At 41.9% G+C, this 15,090-nt stretch carries 15 protein-coding genes and 1 pseudogene; 8 read left to right on the top strand and 8 right to left on the bottom strand.

From position 1 onward, the window contains the following. Nucleotides 1–8: 8 nt before the first annotated feature. Nucleotides 9–599, top strand: a complete 591-nt coding sequence (locus ACSLP7_RS07450; RefSeq protein ID WP_435578718.1) for an outer membrane protein — start codon at nt 9–11, stop codon at nt 597–599. Between the two features lie 347 nt (nt 600–946). Then, on the top strand, nt 947–1,912 hold the full coding sequence (locus tag ACSLP7_RS07445) for a YpdA family putative bacillithiol disulfide reductase (protein WP_435578717.1): 966 nt from the start codon (nt 947–949) through the stop codon (nt 1,910–1,912). Nucleotides 1,913–1,935: 23 nt separating this feature from the next. On the opposite strand, the gene ACSLP7_RS07440 is transcribed toward ACSLP7_RS07445, so the two are convergent. From ACSLP7_RS07440 to ACSLP7_RS07405, 8 genes are all read right to left on the bottom strand, one after another. Further along, entirely contained in the window at nt 1,936–2,229 is a 294-nt protein-coding gene (locus ACSLP7_RS07440; protein WP_435578716.1) for a hypothetical protein, read from the bottom strand. 36 nt (nt 2,230–2,265) lie between these two features. Further along, nucleotides 2,266–2,850, bottom strand: coding sequence for a hypothetical protein (locus ACSLP7_RS07435; RefSeq protein ID WP_435578715.1), 585 nt, complete (start codon nt 2,848–2,850; stop codon nt 2,266–2,268). A 28-nt stretch (nt 2,851–2,878) separates the two neighbouring features. Further along, nucleotides 2,879–3,256, bottom strand: a complete 378-nt coding sequence (locus tag ACSLP7_RS07430) for a hypothetical protein (RefSeq protein ID WP_435578714.1) — start codon at nt 3,254–3,256, stop codon at nt 2,879–2,881. 13 nt (nt 3,257–3,269) lie between these two features. Further along, nucleotides 3,270–5,021, bottom strand: coding sequence for an ATP-binding protein (locus ACSLP7_RS07425; RefSeq protein ID WP_435578713.1), 1,752 nt, complete (start codon nt 5,019–5,021; stop codon nt 3,270–3,272). An 8-nt stretch (nt 5,022–5,029) separates the two neighbouring features. Further along, nucleotides 5,030–6,055, bottom strand: a complete 1,026-nt coding sequence (locus tag ACSLP7_RS07420; RefSeq protein WP_435578712.1) for an SIR2 family protein — start codon at nt 6,053–6,055, stop codon at nt 5,030–5,032. Between the two features lie 745 nt (nt 6,056–6,800). Then, nucleotides 6,801–7,568, bottom strand: coding sequence for a T9SS type A sorting domain-containing protein (locus ACSLP7_RS07415; protein ID WP_435578711.1), 768 nt, complete (start codon nt 7,566–7,568; stop codon nt 6,801–6,803). A 342-nt stretch (nt 7,569–7,910) separates the two neighbouring features. Next, nucleotides 7,911–9,686 (bottom strand): ABC transporter ATP-binding protein, encoded by a 1,776-nt coding sequence (locus tag ACSLP7_RS07410; RefSeq protein WP_435578710.1) that lies wholly within the window; start codon nt 9,684–9,686, stop codon nt 7,911–7,913. 228 nt (nt 9,687–9,914) lie between these two features. Then, nucleotides 9,915–10,199, bottom strand: coding sequence for a hypothetical protein (locus tag ACSLP7_RS07405; RefSeq protein WP_435578709.1), 285 nt, complete (start codon nt 10,197–10,199; stop codon nt 9,915–9,917). A 251-nt stretch (nt 10,200–10,450) separates the two neighbouring features. Between ACSLP7_RS07405 and ACSLP7_RS07400 the strand changes: the two genes are divergently transcribed. The 6 genes and pseudogenes from ACSLP7_RS07400 to ACSLP7_RS07375 all read left to right on the top strand — a co-directional run. After that, entirely contained in the window at nt 10,451–10,789 is a 339-nt protein-coding gene (locus ACSLP7_RS07400; RefSeq protein WP_435578708.1) for a winged helix-turn-helix domain-containing protein, read from the top strand. After that, nucleotides 10,790–11,362: a molybdenum cofactor guanylyltransferase gene (mobA, locus tag ACSLP7_RS07395; protein WP_435578707.1), complete on the top strand. Its 573-nt coding sequence runs from the start codon at nt 10,790–10,792 to the stop codon at nt 11,360–11,362. A gap of 101 nt (nt 11,363–11,463) precedes the next feature. Next, nucleotides 11,464–13,131: a formate--tetrahydrofolate ligase gene (locus ACSLP7_RS07390; RefSeq protein ID WP_435578706.1), complete on the top strand. Its 1,668-nt coding sequence runs from the start codon at nt 11,464–11,466 to the stop codon at nt 13,129–13,131. Between the two features lie 95 nt (nt 13,132–13,226). Further along, nucleotides 13,227–14,054 (top strand): formate dehydrogenase accessory sulfurtransferase FdhD, encoded by an 828-nt coding sequence (fdhD, locus tag ACSLP7_RS07385; RefSeq protein WP_435578705.1) that lies wholly within the window; start codon nt 13,227–13,229, stop codon nt 14,052–14,054. A 3-nt stretch (nt 14,055–14,057) separates the two neighbouring features. Beyond that, nucleotides 14,058–14,252: a hypothetical protein gene (locus tag ACSLP7_RS07380; RefSeq protein WP_435578704.1), complete on the top strand. Its 195-nt coding sequence runs from the start codon at nt 14,058–14,060 to the stop codon at nt 14,250–14,252. Between the two features lie 135 nt (nt 14,253–14,387). After that, a pseudogene (locus ACSLP7_RS07375) lies at nt 14,388–15,090 on the top strand (NADH-quinone oxidoreductase subunit L); the annotation flags it as partial.

Genomic DNA, 15,090 nt, shown 5'->3' with positions numbered 1-15,090 from the left:
GAAAAATTATGAATAGAAATTACCTCATCCTTTTGGGATTGCTCTTCTGTGGCGTATTTGCTAGCGCTCAGGAACGAAAATTTAGTGTGGAATGGAACTACCCGCTCCCGGTAGGTGACAACTTTTTTGCTGAAGGCTACACCGCCTGGTTTGATATTGGCGGTGAATACCGCTTTGCCGAATCTGGCGCCTTTAATTTTGGAGTGGCCCTAAACATGGGCTTTGCCGGCTTTTCAGAAACCTTAGATACCGGAACGACAAAAGCGATAGCTTATGATTTTAAACCGTCTGTCTTTGCCGAACTCAACATTCCCGGAGTCCCTAAACTGCATCCCGCAGTGGGAGTAGGCTATAATACCATTCTCTTTGCCTTTAGTGGAGACAGCGCCATTTTAGGAAGTGAAGGACGTCAGATCATTGGTGGCGATTCAAAAAACGGCTTGAATGGCCATGCTCGCCTGTCGTATGATGTAGCTGAACGCTGGTTTGTTCAAGTGCAATATGACTACACCCGTTTGGGCAAGGAAAATGATGTTCCAGATATTAGCTTTAACCGTACAGTGAGTCAGGTAAGATTTGGGTTTGGGTATAGGATTTAAGTTTCATTTTTTATTTGTTTTTTGAATTGTTCTATATGATGCGGTGAGTACTGTGAACCCTTTTCTTATTCTTCTTTCTACGATACTTTTTTCTTGACAAATTACGAAGTGATGTTTTGAAAAAACCGAAAGCCCATTGGCTTTTGAACGGAGTAGCCGCGTAAGCGGAAAATGGTCTTTAACCCTTCCCTACCTCACTAAATTAGTCCACTGGACTAATTCTTAACGTTCGGCAATCTGAGTCGCGCGTCGCTCTGCGACTTTATGCGCGACATCGAACCGAACAAACCTCAATTGCCATAAGCAGCGACGCTTTTTTGGTTTAATGATTCGTAAATTTGTGAAGGATGGAAAAATTCGACGTACTTATAATTGGAGGAGGCCCAATAGGCATAGCTTGCGGAATTGAGGCGCAAAAGAAGGGCCTTAGATATGCTATCATTGAAAAGGGCTGTATTGTCAATTCGCTTTACAATTACCCGGAGGGGATGAGCTTTTTTTCCACTTCAGAAAAGTTAGAGATTGACGGCATTCCGTTTATTTCCAAAAACGCCAAACCGCTTAAGGCCGAGGCCTTAGAATACTACCGTCGCATAGTGACCAGCCGTGATCTGCGCATGCAGCTTTTTGAGAAAGTAACTGAAGTGAAACGTCTCAACCTTGGCTTTGAAGTACACACCTCCAAAGGCGCCTATTTAGCAGATAATATTGTGGTAGCCATTGGCTTTTATGACCTGCCCAATTTGCTCAACGTGCCTGGAGAAGATCTCCCCAAAGTGGCCCACTATTACAACAATCCGCATTTCTATGCCCGCCAAGAAGTGGCCGTTGTGGGCGCGAGCAATTCTGCCGTAGATGCAGCGTTAGAAATTTACCGCAAAGGCGGAAACGTGACCATGATTGTCCGCGGTGACGACATAGGCGAGCGCGTAAAATATTGGGTGCGCCCAGACATTGTAAACCGCATTGCCGAGGGCAGCATTAAGGCCCATTACAACACCAACATTACCGAGATCTTAGTAGACCGCATTAGCCTCCGCGGCCCAGAAGGAGACTTTGAATTACCCAATGATTATGTCTTGGCCCTCACCGGCTACCAACCCAACTTTACCTTTTTAGAAAACCTGGGCGTGGAACTCTCTAAAGACGCCCTACGTAAACCCATTTATAACGAAGCCACTATGGAATCTAACCAGCCCGGCGTATACCTAGCCGGCGTAGTCTGTGGCGGCATGAAAACCAACGAGTGGTTTATTGAGAATTCTAGGGTTCATGCGGGAATGATAGCTGAGAGCATAGCTCGCAGGAAATAGTTTTTGTAGCCAACTCAGTCCTATTAGTTTGAATTTAGAGTATCAATAACCATGAAAAAGTTTGGATGTAGAACAACTTCTAATTCTTGGTCAAATCTCTCAATTGTCTTATGTCTTACTAACTGAATGAGCTTATTTGCTCTTTCTTGCCTTATCGGAATTAGATTATCCTCAATTTTAAAGGTTTGTACTAGCCATAAGGAGTTATCAATTTTTAGAATCTCAAGAATTAATTCTTCTTCTAAAAAAACATCAATTTTTGAATCTCCGAAAAAGTCAAAATCAAACTTTGAAATATCATAATTAAACTCTCTCATTCTAGGTCAATTAAATTTTGAATAATCGATGTATAATTATTCATGTTCGTCCTCTCCTACAATCGAACTTAATATTGAAAATCCACCAACAATGGCAAGACCTGTTTTAAGCGCATTCAGCAAATATCTATTTTGAGCGTCAGCTTTTTTCTGACGTACAATATCGCATGAGTTTTTGATTAAGCTGTTAATTAAGCGCCACTTATTATTTAAATCCTCTTGAGCTCCATTTAAAGTTATATACTGAGTTATGTTAGGTAAGAAATTTCCAACCTTAGTTCCTTCCTTAACAAATAAAAGAACTGGTTTGTCAGCCATATGCGCCATTCCAGCTTCAACATGTATCATTTCTGAAATACTTTGATAAGAATGTTCATTATTTATTTCTCGCTGCACGTATCTTGGAGTAGCTACAATTACTACAAAATCAGCCAGAGGAATATTCTTTCTCATTGATTCGGCAACATTAGTGGGTGCGGCAGTAAATTGTCCTACTGTTCCAATTGGCTTAATGTAATGAGCTTTTAATATCTCTTGGATATATTGAACAAAAGGACGATCCTCGTGTCTTAAACTACAACTTAAAAACGCTGTTGCTATGTGTTCTCCGTTTATTTCCAATTCTTTGATCTTTTAGAATTAACTGTATTTAGCTTATTTTCATTAATACTTTTCTATCGTAAGCTGAGATACCAAATTCACCTGAAATAATTTCTTCTCCATATCTATCCCAAATAATGTCAAAACTAGTTCCAAGAGAATGAGAGGCCAAATTGCCTTCTGTTAATGATAAAACCGGGCCTTTATGAATTCCACAATAGTTTGAAGTAACAACTAGCCCATCTTCATTGTATTCAATCATTTCCTGAAACATTTCAAAAGTTCTGTTGTAAGCGATTTCCTCATTTTCAAAAGTACTTCCCATGGGATTCTGACTTGCCCCTATAATCATTCTAGGGGTGAGTCCATAGTAATACCTATCAAATTTACCTTGACGGTATGCTTTTAAAATTTTAATCCAATTCATCTTTCCATGCTTTTTACTTCGATTGTTTTCTTAGTCCAATAACTGCACTTGGAATATCTTGCTCTGCTTTTTCATTACTCCACTCTTTCCAAAAGTCAATTGTAGCACTTTGTGGTTTAATCGTTGGTTCATCTATTAGTATTCTTGTTGGCAAAAGTGATGAATCTCCGACAACTAGAGCTTCTCCAATATCTAAAATTGGTAATACATCTGTTAAGCCTGAAAGATTATCAGGAAGTAAACGCTTTATAACTGATTGGTCTTCTGCATTTGACAATCTCAATGAAATAAAGTTGTTACACTGACTAAGAACTGTTCGATTTACTTCTGCTGGTCGTTGACTTATGACGGTAAGACTTACTCCATACTTTCGTCCTTCCTTCGCAATTCTTTCAAAATTTTTCAATCCGAGTTCAGTCGCTGAATCTTGGCTCGTTCTTTCAGGAATATATAAATGTGCTTCATCACACAACAAGCAAATCGGATGTCTTTTGTCATTTGCTGTCCATTGTTGAACTGTGAAAACAATCCTAGCTACTAAGCCTATAACTAGCGGCAAGACGTCTGAAGGAACCTCAGAAAAATCAATAACTTTTATACCTGATTTTTGGGTATTGTGTTTGGAACCTTGCATTAATGAATTACATAATTTATTCATCCAGTCGATTTCTAGTTCATCCTTTGTAACTTGAAATAAAAAGCCTAATCTTTTATCTTGTTTTTTAGCTTCAAGTCTTTGAATAAATCGTGTCAATTTCCCAACAAATGGACCTGCTTTTGTTGTACCAGCTTTTGCACCTGGTTGCTTGTCTGTCGTATCTAATCGTTTAATTTCATCAAGTACATCTTCAAGTTTATATGGTATTGGACTGTCTATGGTTATACTATGTTTAAACTCTGTATCTCCAATACTTTCTAAATATTTAATTTTTTCATTAAATACTGTTTTAGAAAAGACCATTGCCTGATTTGGCGCATTACTATCACTTCTGTCCAAAAGCATTGCTAGCATTTCTTCATATGTCAAAAGCCAATAAGGAAGCATAAGAACATTGTTTTCAAGATTGCCAGTTTTTCCTAAATCTGAAGGGTTTGCAATCTTAAAATGCTGAATTCCATCAGCTTTGAAATCAGTCCCACTATATTCTCCATGAATATCAAAAAGAATTGAATTTGCCATTGGAAGTTTTGCAATTTGCTCGACTAATTTTGCCACACACCATGATTTTCCAGAACCAGTACTACCAACAATTACAGCGTGCCTTTGGAAAAGTTTATCGCCATCTAGATAGGCTTCAGCGTTTTCGTCAATTGAGTATTTACCAAGTGAAAGAGGGATATCATAATTTTCCTTCGATGATATCGTACGCATAAACTTCGTAATATTTTCTCCATCAATAGGAAAACAGTTTGCTTCAATTTCGGGAACAGTATCTAAAGTTCTTTTAAACAGATTTTCTTTCTCGCCATGTTTATCTATTAAAGTTCCAATTAGGTTAACTTTTAAAATATTCTCTGTAAGTAAAAAATTAGTAAGACCTAAATCATCAGAAACTGGATTCTCATCGTCCGATACCTTTCGTGTAATTCGGTTTATAATACCAATTAGATGTTGTCCAGCTTTTGAGCTTTTTATAGCAATTAAATGATTTACCTGCAGTTTTCTTAGCTTCTCAAGTTGTTCAACTTTGACGATTAGAGTAGAAGTGTCAACACTAAAAACTGTACCGATTTTTGTAGATTCTTCAAATTGGAATATTGCCATAGTCCTGTTTATGAAATGATTAGTTTTAAATATTCTCCTAATTCCCAGTAACTAGTATCTTCAATTACAAATTCTCCAAATTTGGAAGAATAGATTCTGGTATCTTTAGAATTAGCCTCTTCGACAAGTAAGTACTTTTGGCAGTTATTATCGATGATTGATTGTTTAGTCTTTTCGGTAAGTTCTTTAGTTATGACAATAATTGGCTTATTATTTTTTATTTGTTCAATTAGTTTTGGTTGAACGTGAGTGTCATTAAACCCATAACCAATACATAAAAATCCATTGGCATTCTCAATTTCTGAGTCTGCTTGTGTAAAAATTGTTCTATAAGGTTCATTATGTGTCTCAGAATATTTGCTTAAGCCAGGTGTTACAATTAAAGGACGATAGTCTTTAGGAATTCTATGTCTTAACGGAAGTTGAATATTTTCATCTTCATTAGATTTAAACCAGTCTAACGAACCGTGAACTTTCCAAATGTTTACTTGTCCTTTATAACCATTTAAAGAAGCCAAATTGTTGGATTGAATATTGTTTGAGAAGTGTCCAATATGACTTTGAGCATAACCACTACACACAATGGCTTTAGAAAGACTTGTAGCATATTCAGCTAGCCTGTCATAGTTCGTTGTGATAATTGAAACTTTTTTACCTGCTGTGTCTAAGAAGTATTTTAATAATTCGGCTAAGGGAAATTCAATTTCTTTATTGATAAATTTCTCGTAAGCTTTTAAATCTGATTCATTGACTAGTTCCCAAGTTTTATCAACGATCTCAGCAAGTACTTTATCTCTTAGTTGAAGTTTCGTAAGCGTTGTTTCTAAATCCCCAGTTTTGTCAAATTTGTCTTTAAACTTTTCAAATTGGGCTTGGTCATCAATATCCGTAAAACTTATTGAGTTTTTCAAGAAAACTCCCAGAGTCCACATTGAAGGAAGATTGAAAGGAACAGAAGCTCCGCTACCAAGAACAATTAGTGGAATATTATTTGTCCAGGTTTGTAATTGTTTTATTACAGCTTCTTTTTCCATTCATTTTTTGTTTTGACATTACTAATTACAATATGACGAGCAACAGTTTATAAGATTAAAAAACATAAAACTCCCCACCCTCAAATCGTCTAGATTCAAGGAATGGGGAGTTTCTTGTCTTAGCCTAAATATAGCAATTAAAGTGTGTATTTATGAATTTGTAGTAAAGTTTACTTTTTTGGAGGGTTTTTCTTTGCGGAATTCCGTAATGTGCCTGTAATTATAACCCGCCCCTTCGCCGTCTGTCATGAGCAAAGATTGGTTCGATGTCGTGCGTAAGCTGCAGCGCAGCGCACGACTCAGATTTTGCGAATGGTTTGGAGCGACTTCGAAGTATATAACAAGAAGGAGCGAAAAAACAGACTCTGAAGGGGCTAGACCTTTTGGTCACTTTTGCGGCAATGGGAAAAGTGACAAAAGAATAAGCAAAAAAAGATGCAGCACTCGCTGCTAAAATTAAAGACTGACCTCTAGATGTCATCTCGATACAACGCCACCTTCGGTGTCGCCACTCGATAACCGTAAGGCTACTTTTTGCCGTAATGGGAAAAATTGCGAATTGTTGTTTTGAAAAAACCAAAAGCCCAGTGGGCTTTTGAACGGAGTAGCCGCGGAAGCGGAAGGCAATCTTTTTAAATGTCATCTCGATACTATTTCCGCTTCGCGAAAATCACTCGATGACCGTAAAAAACAAAACCCCCGCGCCTTTCGACGCGGGGTTTTTCATCACAAAAAGTGAATAATATTATTGTTTGATAAACTTAACAGTATTCCCAGAATCTATTTTTAAGAAATACATCCCTGGAGTCAACTCATCAATCTGAATAGGCTGATTGTTGTTGGCAACACCAGACTTCACTTGCGCTCCAAGCACATTGTAGATCACAAACTCCTTAGCCTCGCTAAGTCCCGCAAGGGAGATCACATTATTGGCTGGGTTCGGATAAGCTTGGATGCCTGCGTTTAGTTCAAAATCTTGGATAGAAAGTACTCCAGCAGCAAAAGCGATCTCTGCAAAACCGCTTCCAGTTCCTCCGTGGTTACTGGTCACTTCCATACGAATAAAGGAAGCCGTAACAGCTGGGAATGAGCGCACTTCTGGTGGTGCTGGAGCAACTAACACCTCATTAAAAGCTGTTGGTGCACCCGGAATCTCCACATAGGTTACTCCGTCTGTAGAAGAATAAAAGGTTACTCCGTTTACTCCTACGTCAGTAGAAGGTCCTCCGGCATTTTGGTTCCAAAAGGCCAATCCGTCAATATCAAAAGTTCCTCCTAGATCAAAGTCAATAGTTCCTGCAACTTCTAAAGCCACAAAACTGTTTGTTGGTGTAGTGTCTTCATGCTCTGCCGTCACTGATGGAAAGGAGAACAATCCAGTTCCATCATAAGTTCGTGTCAAATCAGTCCCAAAATCAGGGTTGAATGTAGTAGTTGCACTCGTTGGGTTAACGATCTGCCCAAAGGTCAGACCACAAACAAAAAGTGCAATCAAAGTGTAAAGTTTTTTCATAGGTATTTGATTAACTAGAATTAATAAGTAGATATTCAAAGATAGGAGAATAGCCTGGCGTTTGGTTTAAATATATCTTAAAGTGTCGTTTTACCAATTTGGATTAGCATAGTTGCTTCTTAATTGAAGCTTGGTCTGTTTGTTGCGGTGAGTACCGCAAACCAATTTATTTTTCTTTTTTCTCCGATACTTTTTTCTTAACAAATTGCGAAGTGATGTTTTGAAAAAACCGAAAGCCCAGTGGGCTTTTGAACGAAGTAGCCGCGGAAGCGGAAGGCAATCTTTTTAAATGTCATCTCGATACTATTTCCGCTTCGCGAAAATCACTCGATGACCGTAAAGTTAAATCCTAGCTTGGTAAGTATAAAGATCAAAATACCTACCTTTCTTGGCTAACAACTCATCGTGATCTCCGCGTTCTGCAATGCGGCCGTTTTCTATGACCAGAATTTGATCTGCCTGACGGATGGTGCTCAAACGGTGAGCGATCACAAAGGTGGTTCGGTCTTTGACGAGAGCGGCCAAGGATTTTTGAATAAGCGCCTCACTCTCGGTATCTAAGTTGGAGGTCGCCTCGTCCAGAATGATCACTTTAGGGTCTGCCAAGATGGCTCTGGCAATGGCAATTCTTTGGCGCTGTCCTCCAGAAAGCTTTACACCGCGCTCGCCAATCAAGGTATCCAAACCGTCTTCAAAACGGTCTGTAAATTCATTGACATAAGCAGCTTTGACTGCGGCCTGCAGTTGTTCTTCTGAGGCGTTCGGTCTTGGGAAGAGAATGTTCTCTCTAATGGTTCCTTCAAAGAGAAAATCGTCCTGTAAAACAACACCCAAATGCTGTCTGTAGCTGTTCAAATTCACTTTACTAAGGTCCTTGCCATCTACCCAGACGGTTCCGCTTTCCGGAGTTAAGAAACTCGCAGCCAAACCGGCAATAGTTGACTTTCCAGAACCGGAACTACCCACCAAGGCCGTCACGCTGCCTTTGGGTGCGTTGAAGTCAATGTCGTGTAATACAGCCTTGCCTTCCTCATAAGCAAAGTTTACTTTGTCAAAGCGCAGTTCCCCTTCAAGAGTATCCAAGCGTTCTGGACGTAAGGTGTCATCTTGCTCAGGCTCCATATTCATAAGCTCTTGCGTACGGTCCAAACCGGCCAAAGCTTCGGTGAGTTGGCTTCCAATATTACTCATCTGAACTATAGGAGCGATCATAAAACCAAGCAGCAAGGTGAATGATAAAAACTCACCCGTGGTCATAGTGCCACCCATCATAAAATACCCGCCTATTCCCATAATTCCTGTAGAGGCTAAGCCCAACAAAAAGGTAGAGGAACTGGTCATCAGCGCTGTGGCCGTTAAGCTCTTTTTTACATTCTGAAAGAGGCGCTCCACCCCTTCTTCAAAGGATTTATTCTCTTGATCTTCTGCATTAAACCCTTTGATCACCCGTATTCCAGAAAGGGTCTCTGTCAAACGCCCGGTAACCTCCGCGTTGATCACCCCGCGCTTTCTAAATATCGGGCGGATGTATTTAAAAGCCTTTAAGGCCACAAAGCCAAAAATCGCCACGGGAATAAACACAAAGGTGGTCATCAGGGCATTCATATTGATCAATAAAACCAAGGAAATAATGGCAGTAAAGGTTCCTCCAACCAGTTGCACCAAGCCAGTTCCAATTAGGTTACGAACGCCTTCCACATCACTCATGATACGGCTTACTAGCGCTCCGGATTTTGTATTGTCAAAAAAGCTAATGGGTAAGGAAAGGACCTTTTTCTGCACTTGAGCCCGCAGTTCTGAGATCAGATACTGCGCCTGAACACTCAAGATTCGCGTGAGTAAAAAGGAGGTGGTTGCTTGTACTACAATAGCTCCGAGGACTATGGCCAAAAGCGTCCAAAGCTGGCTTAGGTCATTACTTGGAACAACTTCATCCAGTAAGGTTTTACTCTGCAGCGGAAGCACCAATCCAGCCAATCGACTCAAAACAATCAATACCAAACCGATGAAGACCAAATTCCTTCGCGGCCAAATGATGGTTTTAAATGCCTGTACTATAGTAACCTTTTTGCGCTTATCGCTTTTGATTTTATCGAGTTGCAATGCTTTACTTGCCATATGGGATGTTTTCTACCCTTCAAGTTAGTCAAAAGTCAAGCCTTTTTGGTTTTAAGGACAAATAGTCATGTCGCCTGTCGCGATTCCCGTTGCAACTGAGGATTCTATTTCTTGTAAAACCGCCGCCTGTTCAGGTAAAACGAGGTTTGTTCGGTGCGAGTTCGCGCATCAGCTGCAGAGCAGCGCGCGACTCAGAAAAACCGAGTGGTTTAGCACTTCAGTGCTAAATTACTTCTCAAGGCGGCTAGACTTTTTTGCATACTTTTTTTGGCGATGAAAAAAAGTATGAAAAAGAGGTGCAAGGACTTGTCCTTGAAAGAAAAGGCTACTTTTTGCCGCAATGGGAAAAATTGCGAAGTGATGTTTTGAAAAAACCAAAAGCCCTGTGGGCTTTTGAACGGAGTAGCCGCGGAAGCGGAAGGCAATCTTTTTAAATGTCATCTCGATACAACGCCACCTTCGGTGTCGCCACTCGATGACCTTGCTGAACGATGTTTCATAGAAACCAAACATCCAGTGGATGTTTGAGTGAAGCACCTGCGATAGCAGCAGGCCTATTTTATACCGCAGTGAAAAAAGTGAAAAAATAAAAAGCTGCAGACTTCTCTGCAGCTTTCCGTGCTTACTATAACCAAATACATGAGACTGTATTCTATTACAATTCAAAGGTGAACTTTTTGATTCACAGACGGGTAAAGCCTTATCAAGCTTATCGTTTTTACAAAACTTTACCTCAAATGATCAGAAATGACGACCTTTAATGCATGAGCTTAGAAATTAAATCGCGGATTTGGATAGAGAAAGACGGACAGACCCTCATGGGTAACGGTAGAGTACAACTTTTAACAGCTATTGAAGCCACTGGGTCACTTTCTGCAGCAGCAAAAAGCATCTCATTATCTTATAAAAAGGCGTGGCGTTTATTGGACGAAATGAACGCAACAGCGACTTCACCTTTGGTAATTACATCCGTAGGAGGAAAAGATGGCGGTGGAGCGCAACTTACAGAAGCAGGCGCGCAAATGGTGGCGCAATTCAATCACATCCGCAGTGAATGTGATAAGCTTTTAGCACAACTCAGCAAACAATTCCCTAGGGCATAAATGACTCCTCTAAATGGCATAATTCTCTGTGGCGGAAACAGCAAACGGATGGGTGCTGACAAAGCTTTTTTGGACTATAAAGGCCAGACCTTTTTAGCGCGAATCATTGCGCAAATGCAACCGTTTTGTCAAACTGTTTATCTCTGCGGAAACAAACCGAGCTATGCCGAATTTGGCTTGGAAGTCGTTCCAGATCTAATTCCAGACTCGGGAGCTCTTGGTGGGTTGTACTCCGGATTGCATCGCTCAGAAACTCCTTGGAACTTAGTTTTAAGTTGTGATGCTCCTTTGGTGGATTCAGAGATTATTGAATCTTTAATAAATAGTATCCATCCGCAGCTTAAAGCCATACACGCCAAAACGGCAAAAGACGCGCATCCGTTGGTAGGCTGCTATCACAAAGATTGCCTCCCGAGCTTTGAAAAGGCCATTAAAAACGGGCGTTTAAAGCTGCAACCAGCAGTAAGTGCCTGTAACCCAAAGATCTTAGAATATACAGGTGCTCAAGCTTCTAAATTGCGCAACATCAACACTCCAGAAGACTATAAATCCTTGCTAACGCTTGACTCCTAGGGGGATTTCGCCCTTTTGCATATAAAATTTTGCTATCTTCATATCCTACAAAGCTGGAATCGTTCTCTAGTTTTGTTGAATCTGAACTAACTAAACTGCACATGACGGATCTTGACATTGCCAAGCAATGTACGCTACAACACATTAGCGACATTGCCGGAAAGTTGGGCCTCAGCCCCGACGACATTGAACTCTACGGTAAACACAAAGCCAAACTACCACACAGTATTATCAACCCAGAAAAGGCAGCGCAAAGCAAGCTGATCTTGGTAACAGCCATCTCACCCACGCCTGCCGGTGAAGGGAAGACCACCATGTCCATTGGCCTTTCTGAAGGTTTGCATCAAATTGGCAAAAAAGCCATTGTAGTATTGCGTGAACCAAGTTTGGGGCCTGTCTTTGGGATCAAAGGTGGAGCCACGGGTGGAGGCTATTCTCAGGTCCTACCTATGGAGGACATCAACCTGCATTTTACGGGAGACTTTGCTGCCATTGAAAAGGCGCACAACCTCTTGGCAGCGGTTATTGACAACAACATTCAAAGCAAGACCAATTCTTTAGGCATTGATGCGCGCACCGTTGTTTGGAAACGTGTGATGGATATGAACGACCGCTCGCTGCGTAATATCGTGATCGGTTTGGGCGGAACCACTTCTGGAGTTCCAAGACAAACTGGTTTTGACATTACAGCAGCCTCTGAGATCATGGCGATCTTGTGTTTGGCAGCGGATATGGAAGACCTCAAGCGCCGTTTAGGGAATATTTTTGTAGGCTACACCTTTAAAAAAGAACCCATTTATGCCCGCGATCTAAAAGTTCAAGGTGCTATGGCGGCCCTACTGAAAGAAGCTGTAAAGCCCAATTTAGTACAGACTATTGAAGGCAATCCAGCCATTATTCACGGAGGACCATTCGCCAATATTGCGCAAGGAACCAACTCCGTTCTGGCTACAAAGATGGGAATGTCTCTAGCTGATTATACGGTAACCGAAGCTGGTTTTGGCGCAGATCTGGGTGCTGAGAAGTTTTTAGACATCAAATGTCAAAGTGCAGGAATCGCTCCTAAAGCAGTGGTGATCACTACAACGATTAGGGCCCTTAAGTATCACGGCGGAGCCGATCTAAAGAATCTGACTGAAGAGAACGTTGGTGCCTTAAAGAACGGTTTACCCAACCTGGAAAAACACTTGGAAAACGTAATGCAGTTTGGCATTACTCCGATCATTTCTATCAATCGTTTTGTGTCTGACAGCGATGCGGAAATTGCTTGTATCAAAGAATTTGCGACTAACAAGAACGTCCGCGTTTCTTTGGCAGAAGTTTGGGCCAAAGGCGGAAAAGGCGCAATGGATCTGGCACAACAGGTAGTGGATATCATTGAAGAGAACGAGGCGAATTTTACCCCCATGTACAGTTGGGATATGCCTGTGATGGACAAGATCAAGGCTGTTGCTACAAAGATCTATGGAGCTGCCGATGTGGAATACGCGGCTAAAGCCAAAAAGAACCTACGGACCATAGCCGATCTGGGACTTGAAGGCCTCCCAGTTTGTATTGCCAAAACTCAAAAGTCACTCTCTGACGATCCAAAGCAAATAGGACGACCCAGTGGATTTACCCTCACGGTTCGTGAAATTGAGATCGCCGCTGGCGCCGGATTTTTAGTCCCTATAACAGGAGATATGATGCGTATGCCTGGGCTACCGGCGCATCCTGCATCAGAGAATATTGATATTGACAATGAAGGAAACATCAGCGGGCTATTTTAACAGCCGACTGAAAGTAATACAACTGATCTAATTTTGAAAAACCCGTATATTTAGTAAACGTTTGATTTTCTGCGTTTTATTAGAGCTCTAAAATCATGGCAACCCGAAACTATCAAGGCAAGAAATTTGACCACCAACAGGCCGAGCGCGTGGTGGATGCATTGACGGTGGAAGAGGCTTTGCAGATCAACATCAATGGCAAGCCTTTTACCCTATCCATGCGGACTCCTGGTGATGATAAGGCCTTGATTCGCGGGATGCTCCACAGTGAAGCGGTGATCAATGATACGAGCTTCCATCCTAAGGTGGTGCTGCACAAAGAGAACGAGGACGGCATTGTCACTGTGGTAGATCTGGAAATTCCAGAGGATAAACTCGGAGCGGGTTATTCCAATTCACGTTCCTTGCTATCTGTTTCTTCCTGTGGAATTTGCGGAAAGACGGAGCTGTCAGAACAAGGTTTCTTGGGCAAAACGCTGGACGAACCCATCACTTTTGATGGCCCGGCCTTTAGCGCCATGTTTGCTAAAATGAATCAGCAGCAGTTTGACTTTAAACAATCGGGAGGCACTCACGCAGCCGCAGCCTTTGACGCTTCTGGTGCCCTTTTGGTAGCTGCAGAAGATATCGGGAGACACAATGCCGTTGATAAAGTCATTGGTCATTTACTGCAGCAGGGACAGCTCAAAGCTGCGAAAGCCATGACGGTAAGCGGTCGTATTTCCTATGAGATCAGTATAAAAGCATTTAAAGCCGGAATCCCCTTTTTGGCCGCCGTTTCTGCCCCTTCTTCTTTAGCGGTAGATTACGCCAAAGAGTTGGGCATTACCTTGATGGGATTCTGCCGCGACGGACGTGCAACTTGCTATTCGCATCCGCAGCGCATAAAAAACAAACCACTAAACAACATTAAAGCGAGTTAACCCATGTCAGAAAATTTAAGTGAACTTTTAGGTCGAAAAGGCCTGCAGGAAAACCTCTTTGACAAGCTGGGAAATTTGGCGCAACCCGCCGGAACCCCAGACGAGGAGGCTTTGGCCCTCTTGGCCGATGAATTCCTGATTGGGAAAGCCAATACCTACGGGACGGCCACCTTTTATGATTTTCTGAAACCCGGATAACAAAGGCAAACAGGTTTATGTCTGTAACGGGACCGCTTGCGAATGTGCAGGAACTCAGCCCGGAGTCCATTCAGGAATTGAAAAAACAGTTCACGGACGATCAAATTGGTCATATGTGCTGTTTGGGCAGATGCCATGAGAATTCGGCCTTTCATTATAAGGGACATAATTACTCTGGATGGCGCCATTGATGCCTTGGATAAGATTGTAAGTGGTGATGGCGAAAATCACAGCGATCGCTATAATGTGGCCGCGAGTCACGATGCCATTTTGACGGCAGACTTCACCGATGTGGACACCTATTACGAACCATGGTTGGCCGTTTTGGCTCAAGATTCCGCAGATGTTTTGGAAGAGATCAAGACCTCAAACGTGCGTGGTCGTGGCGGAGCTGGTTTCCCAATGGGACTCAAATTAGAGTTTTGTCGCAATGCAGAAGGCCCTGTAAAGTTCATTATTTGTAATGCAGATGAAGGCGATCCCGGTGCTTATTCAGACCGTTATTTGCTCGAAGAGCAGCCGCATTCGGTGCTTTTCGGTATGTTGGTGAGCGGGTATGTAACCGGAGCCAATCACGGTATTCTTTATATCCGCGCAGAATATCCGGAAGCTGTTGAAATTGTGCAGCAAGCCATAGATGCCCTTAAAGATCGCGGTCTGGTGGGCAGCAATATTGGGAACTCAGGATTCGATTTTGAATTTAAGATCATTCAAGCGCAGGGTTCTTATATCTGCGGAGAGGAAACAGCCCTGATCAATTCTATAGAAGGCCAGCGCCCGGAAGTGCGCGTGCGGCCACCCTATCCCGCCCAACGCGGACTCTTTAATCGCCCAACTG

This window comes from Gilvibacter sp. (genome assembly GCF_965601605.1).
GTDB lineage: Bacteria > Bacteroidota > Bacteroidia > Flavobacteriales > Flavobacteriaceae > Gilvibacter.
Note: the sequence above shows the minus strand (reverse complement) of the source record. Positions and strands in the feature narration are given on the sequence as shown.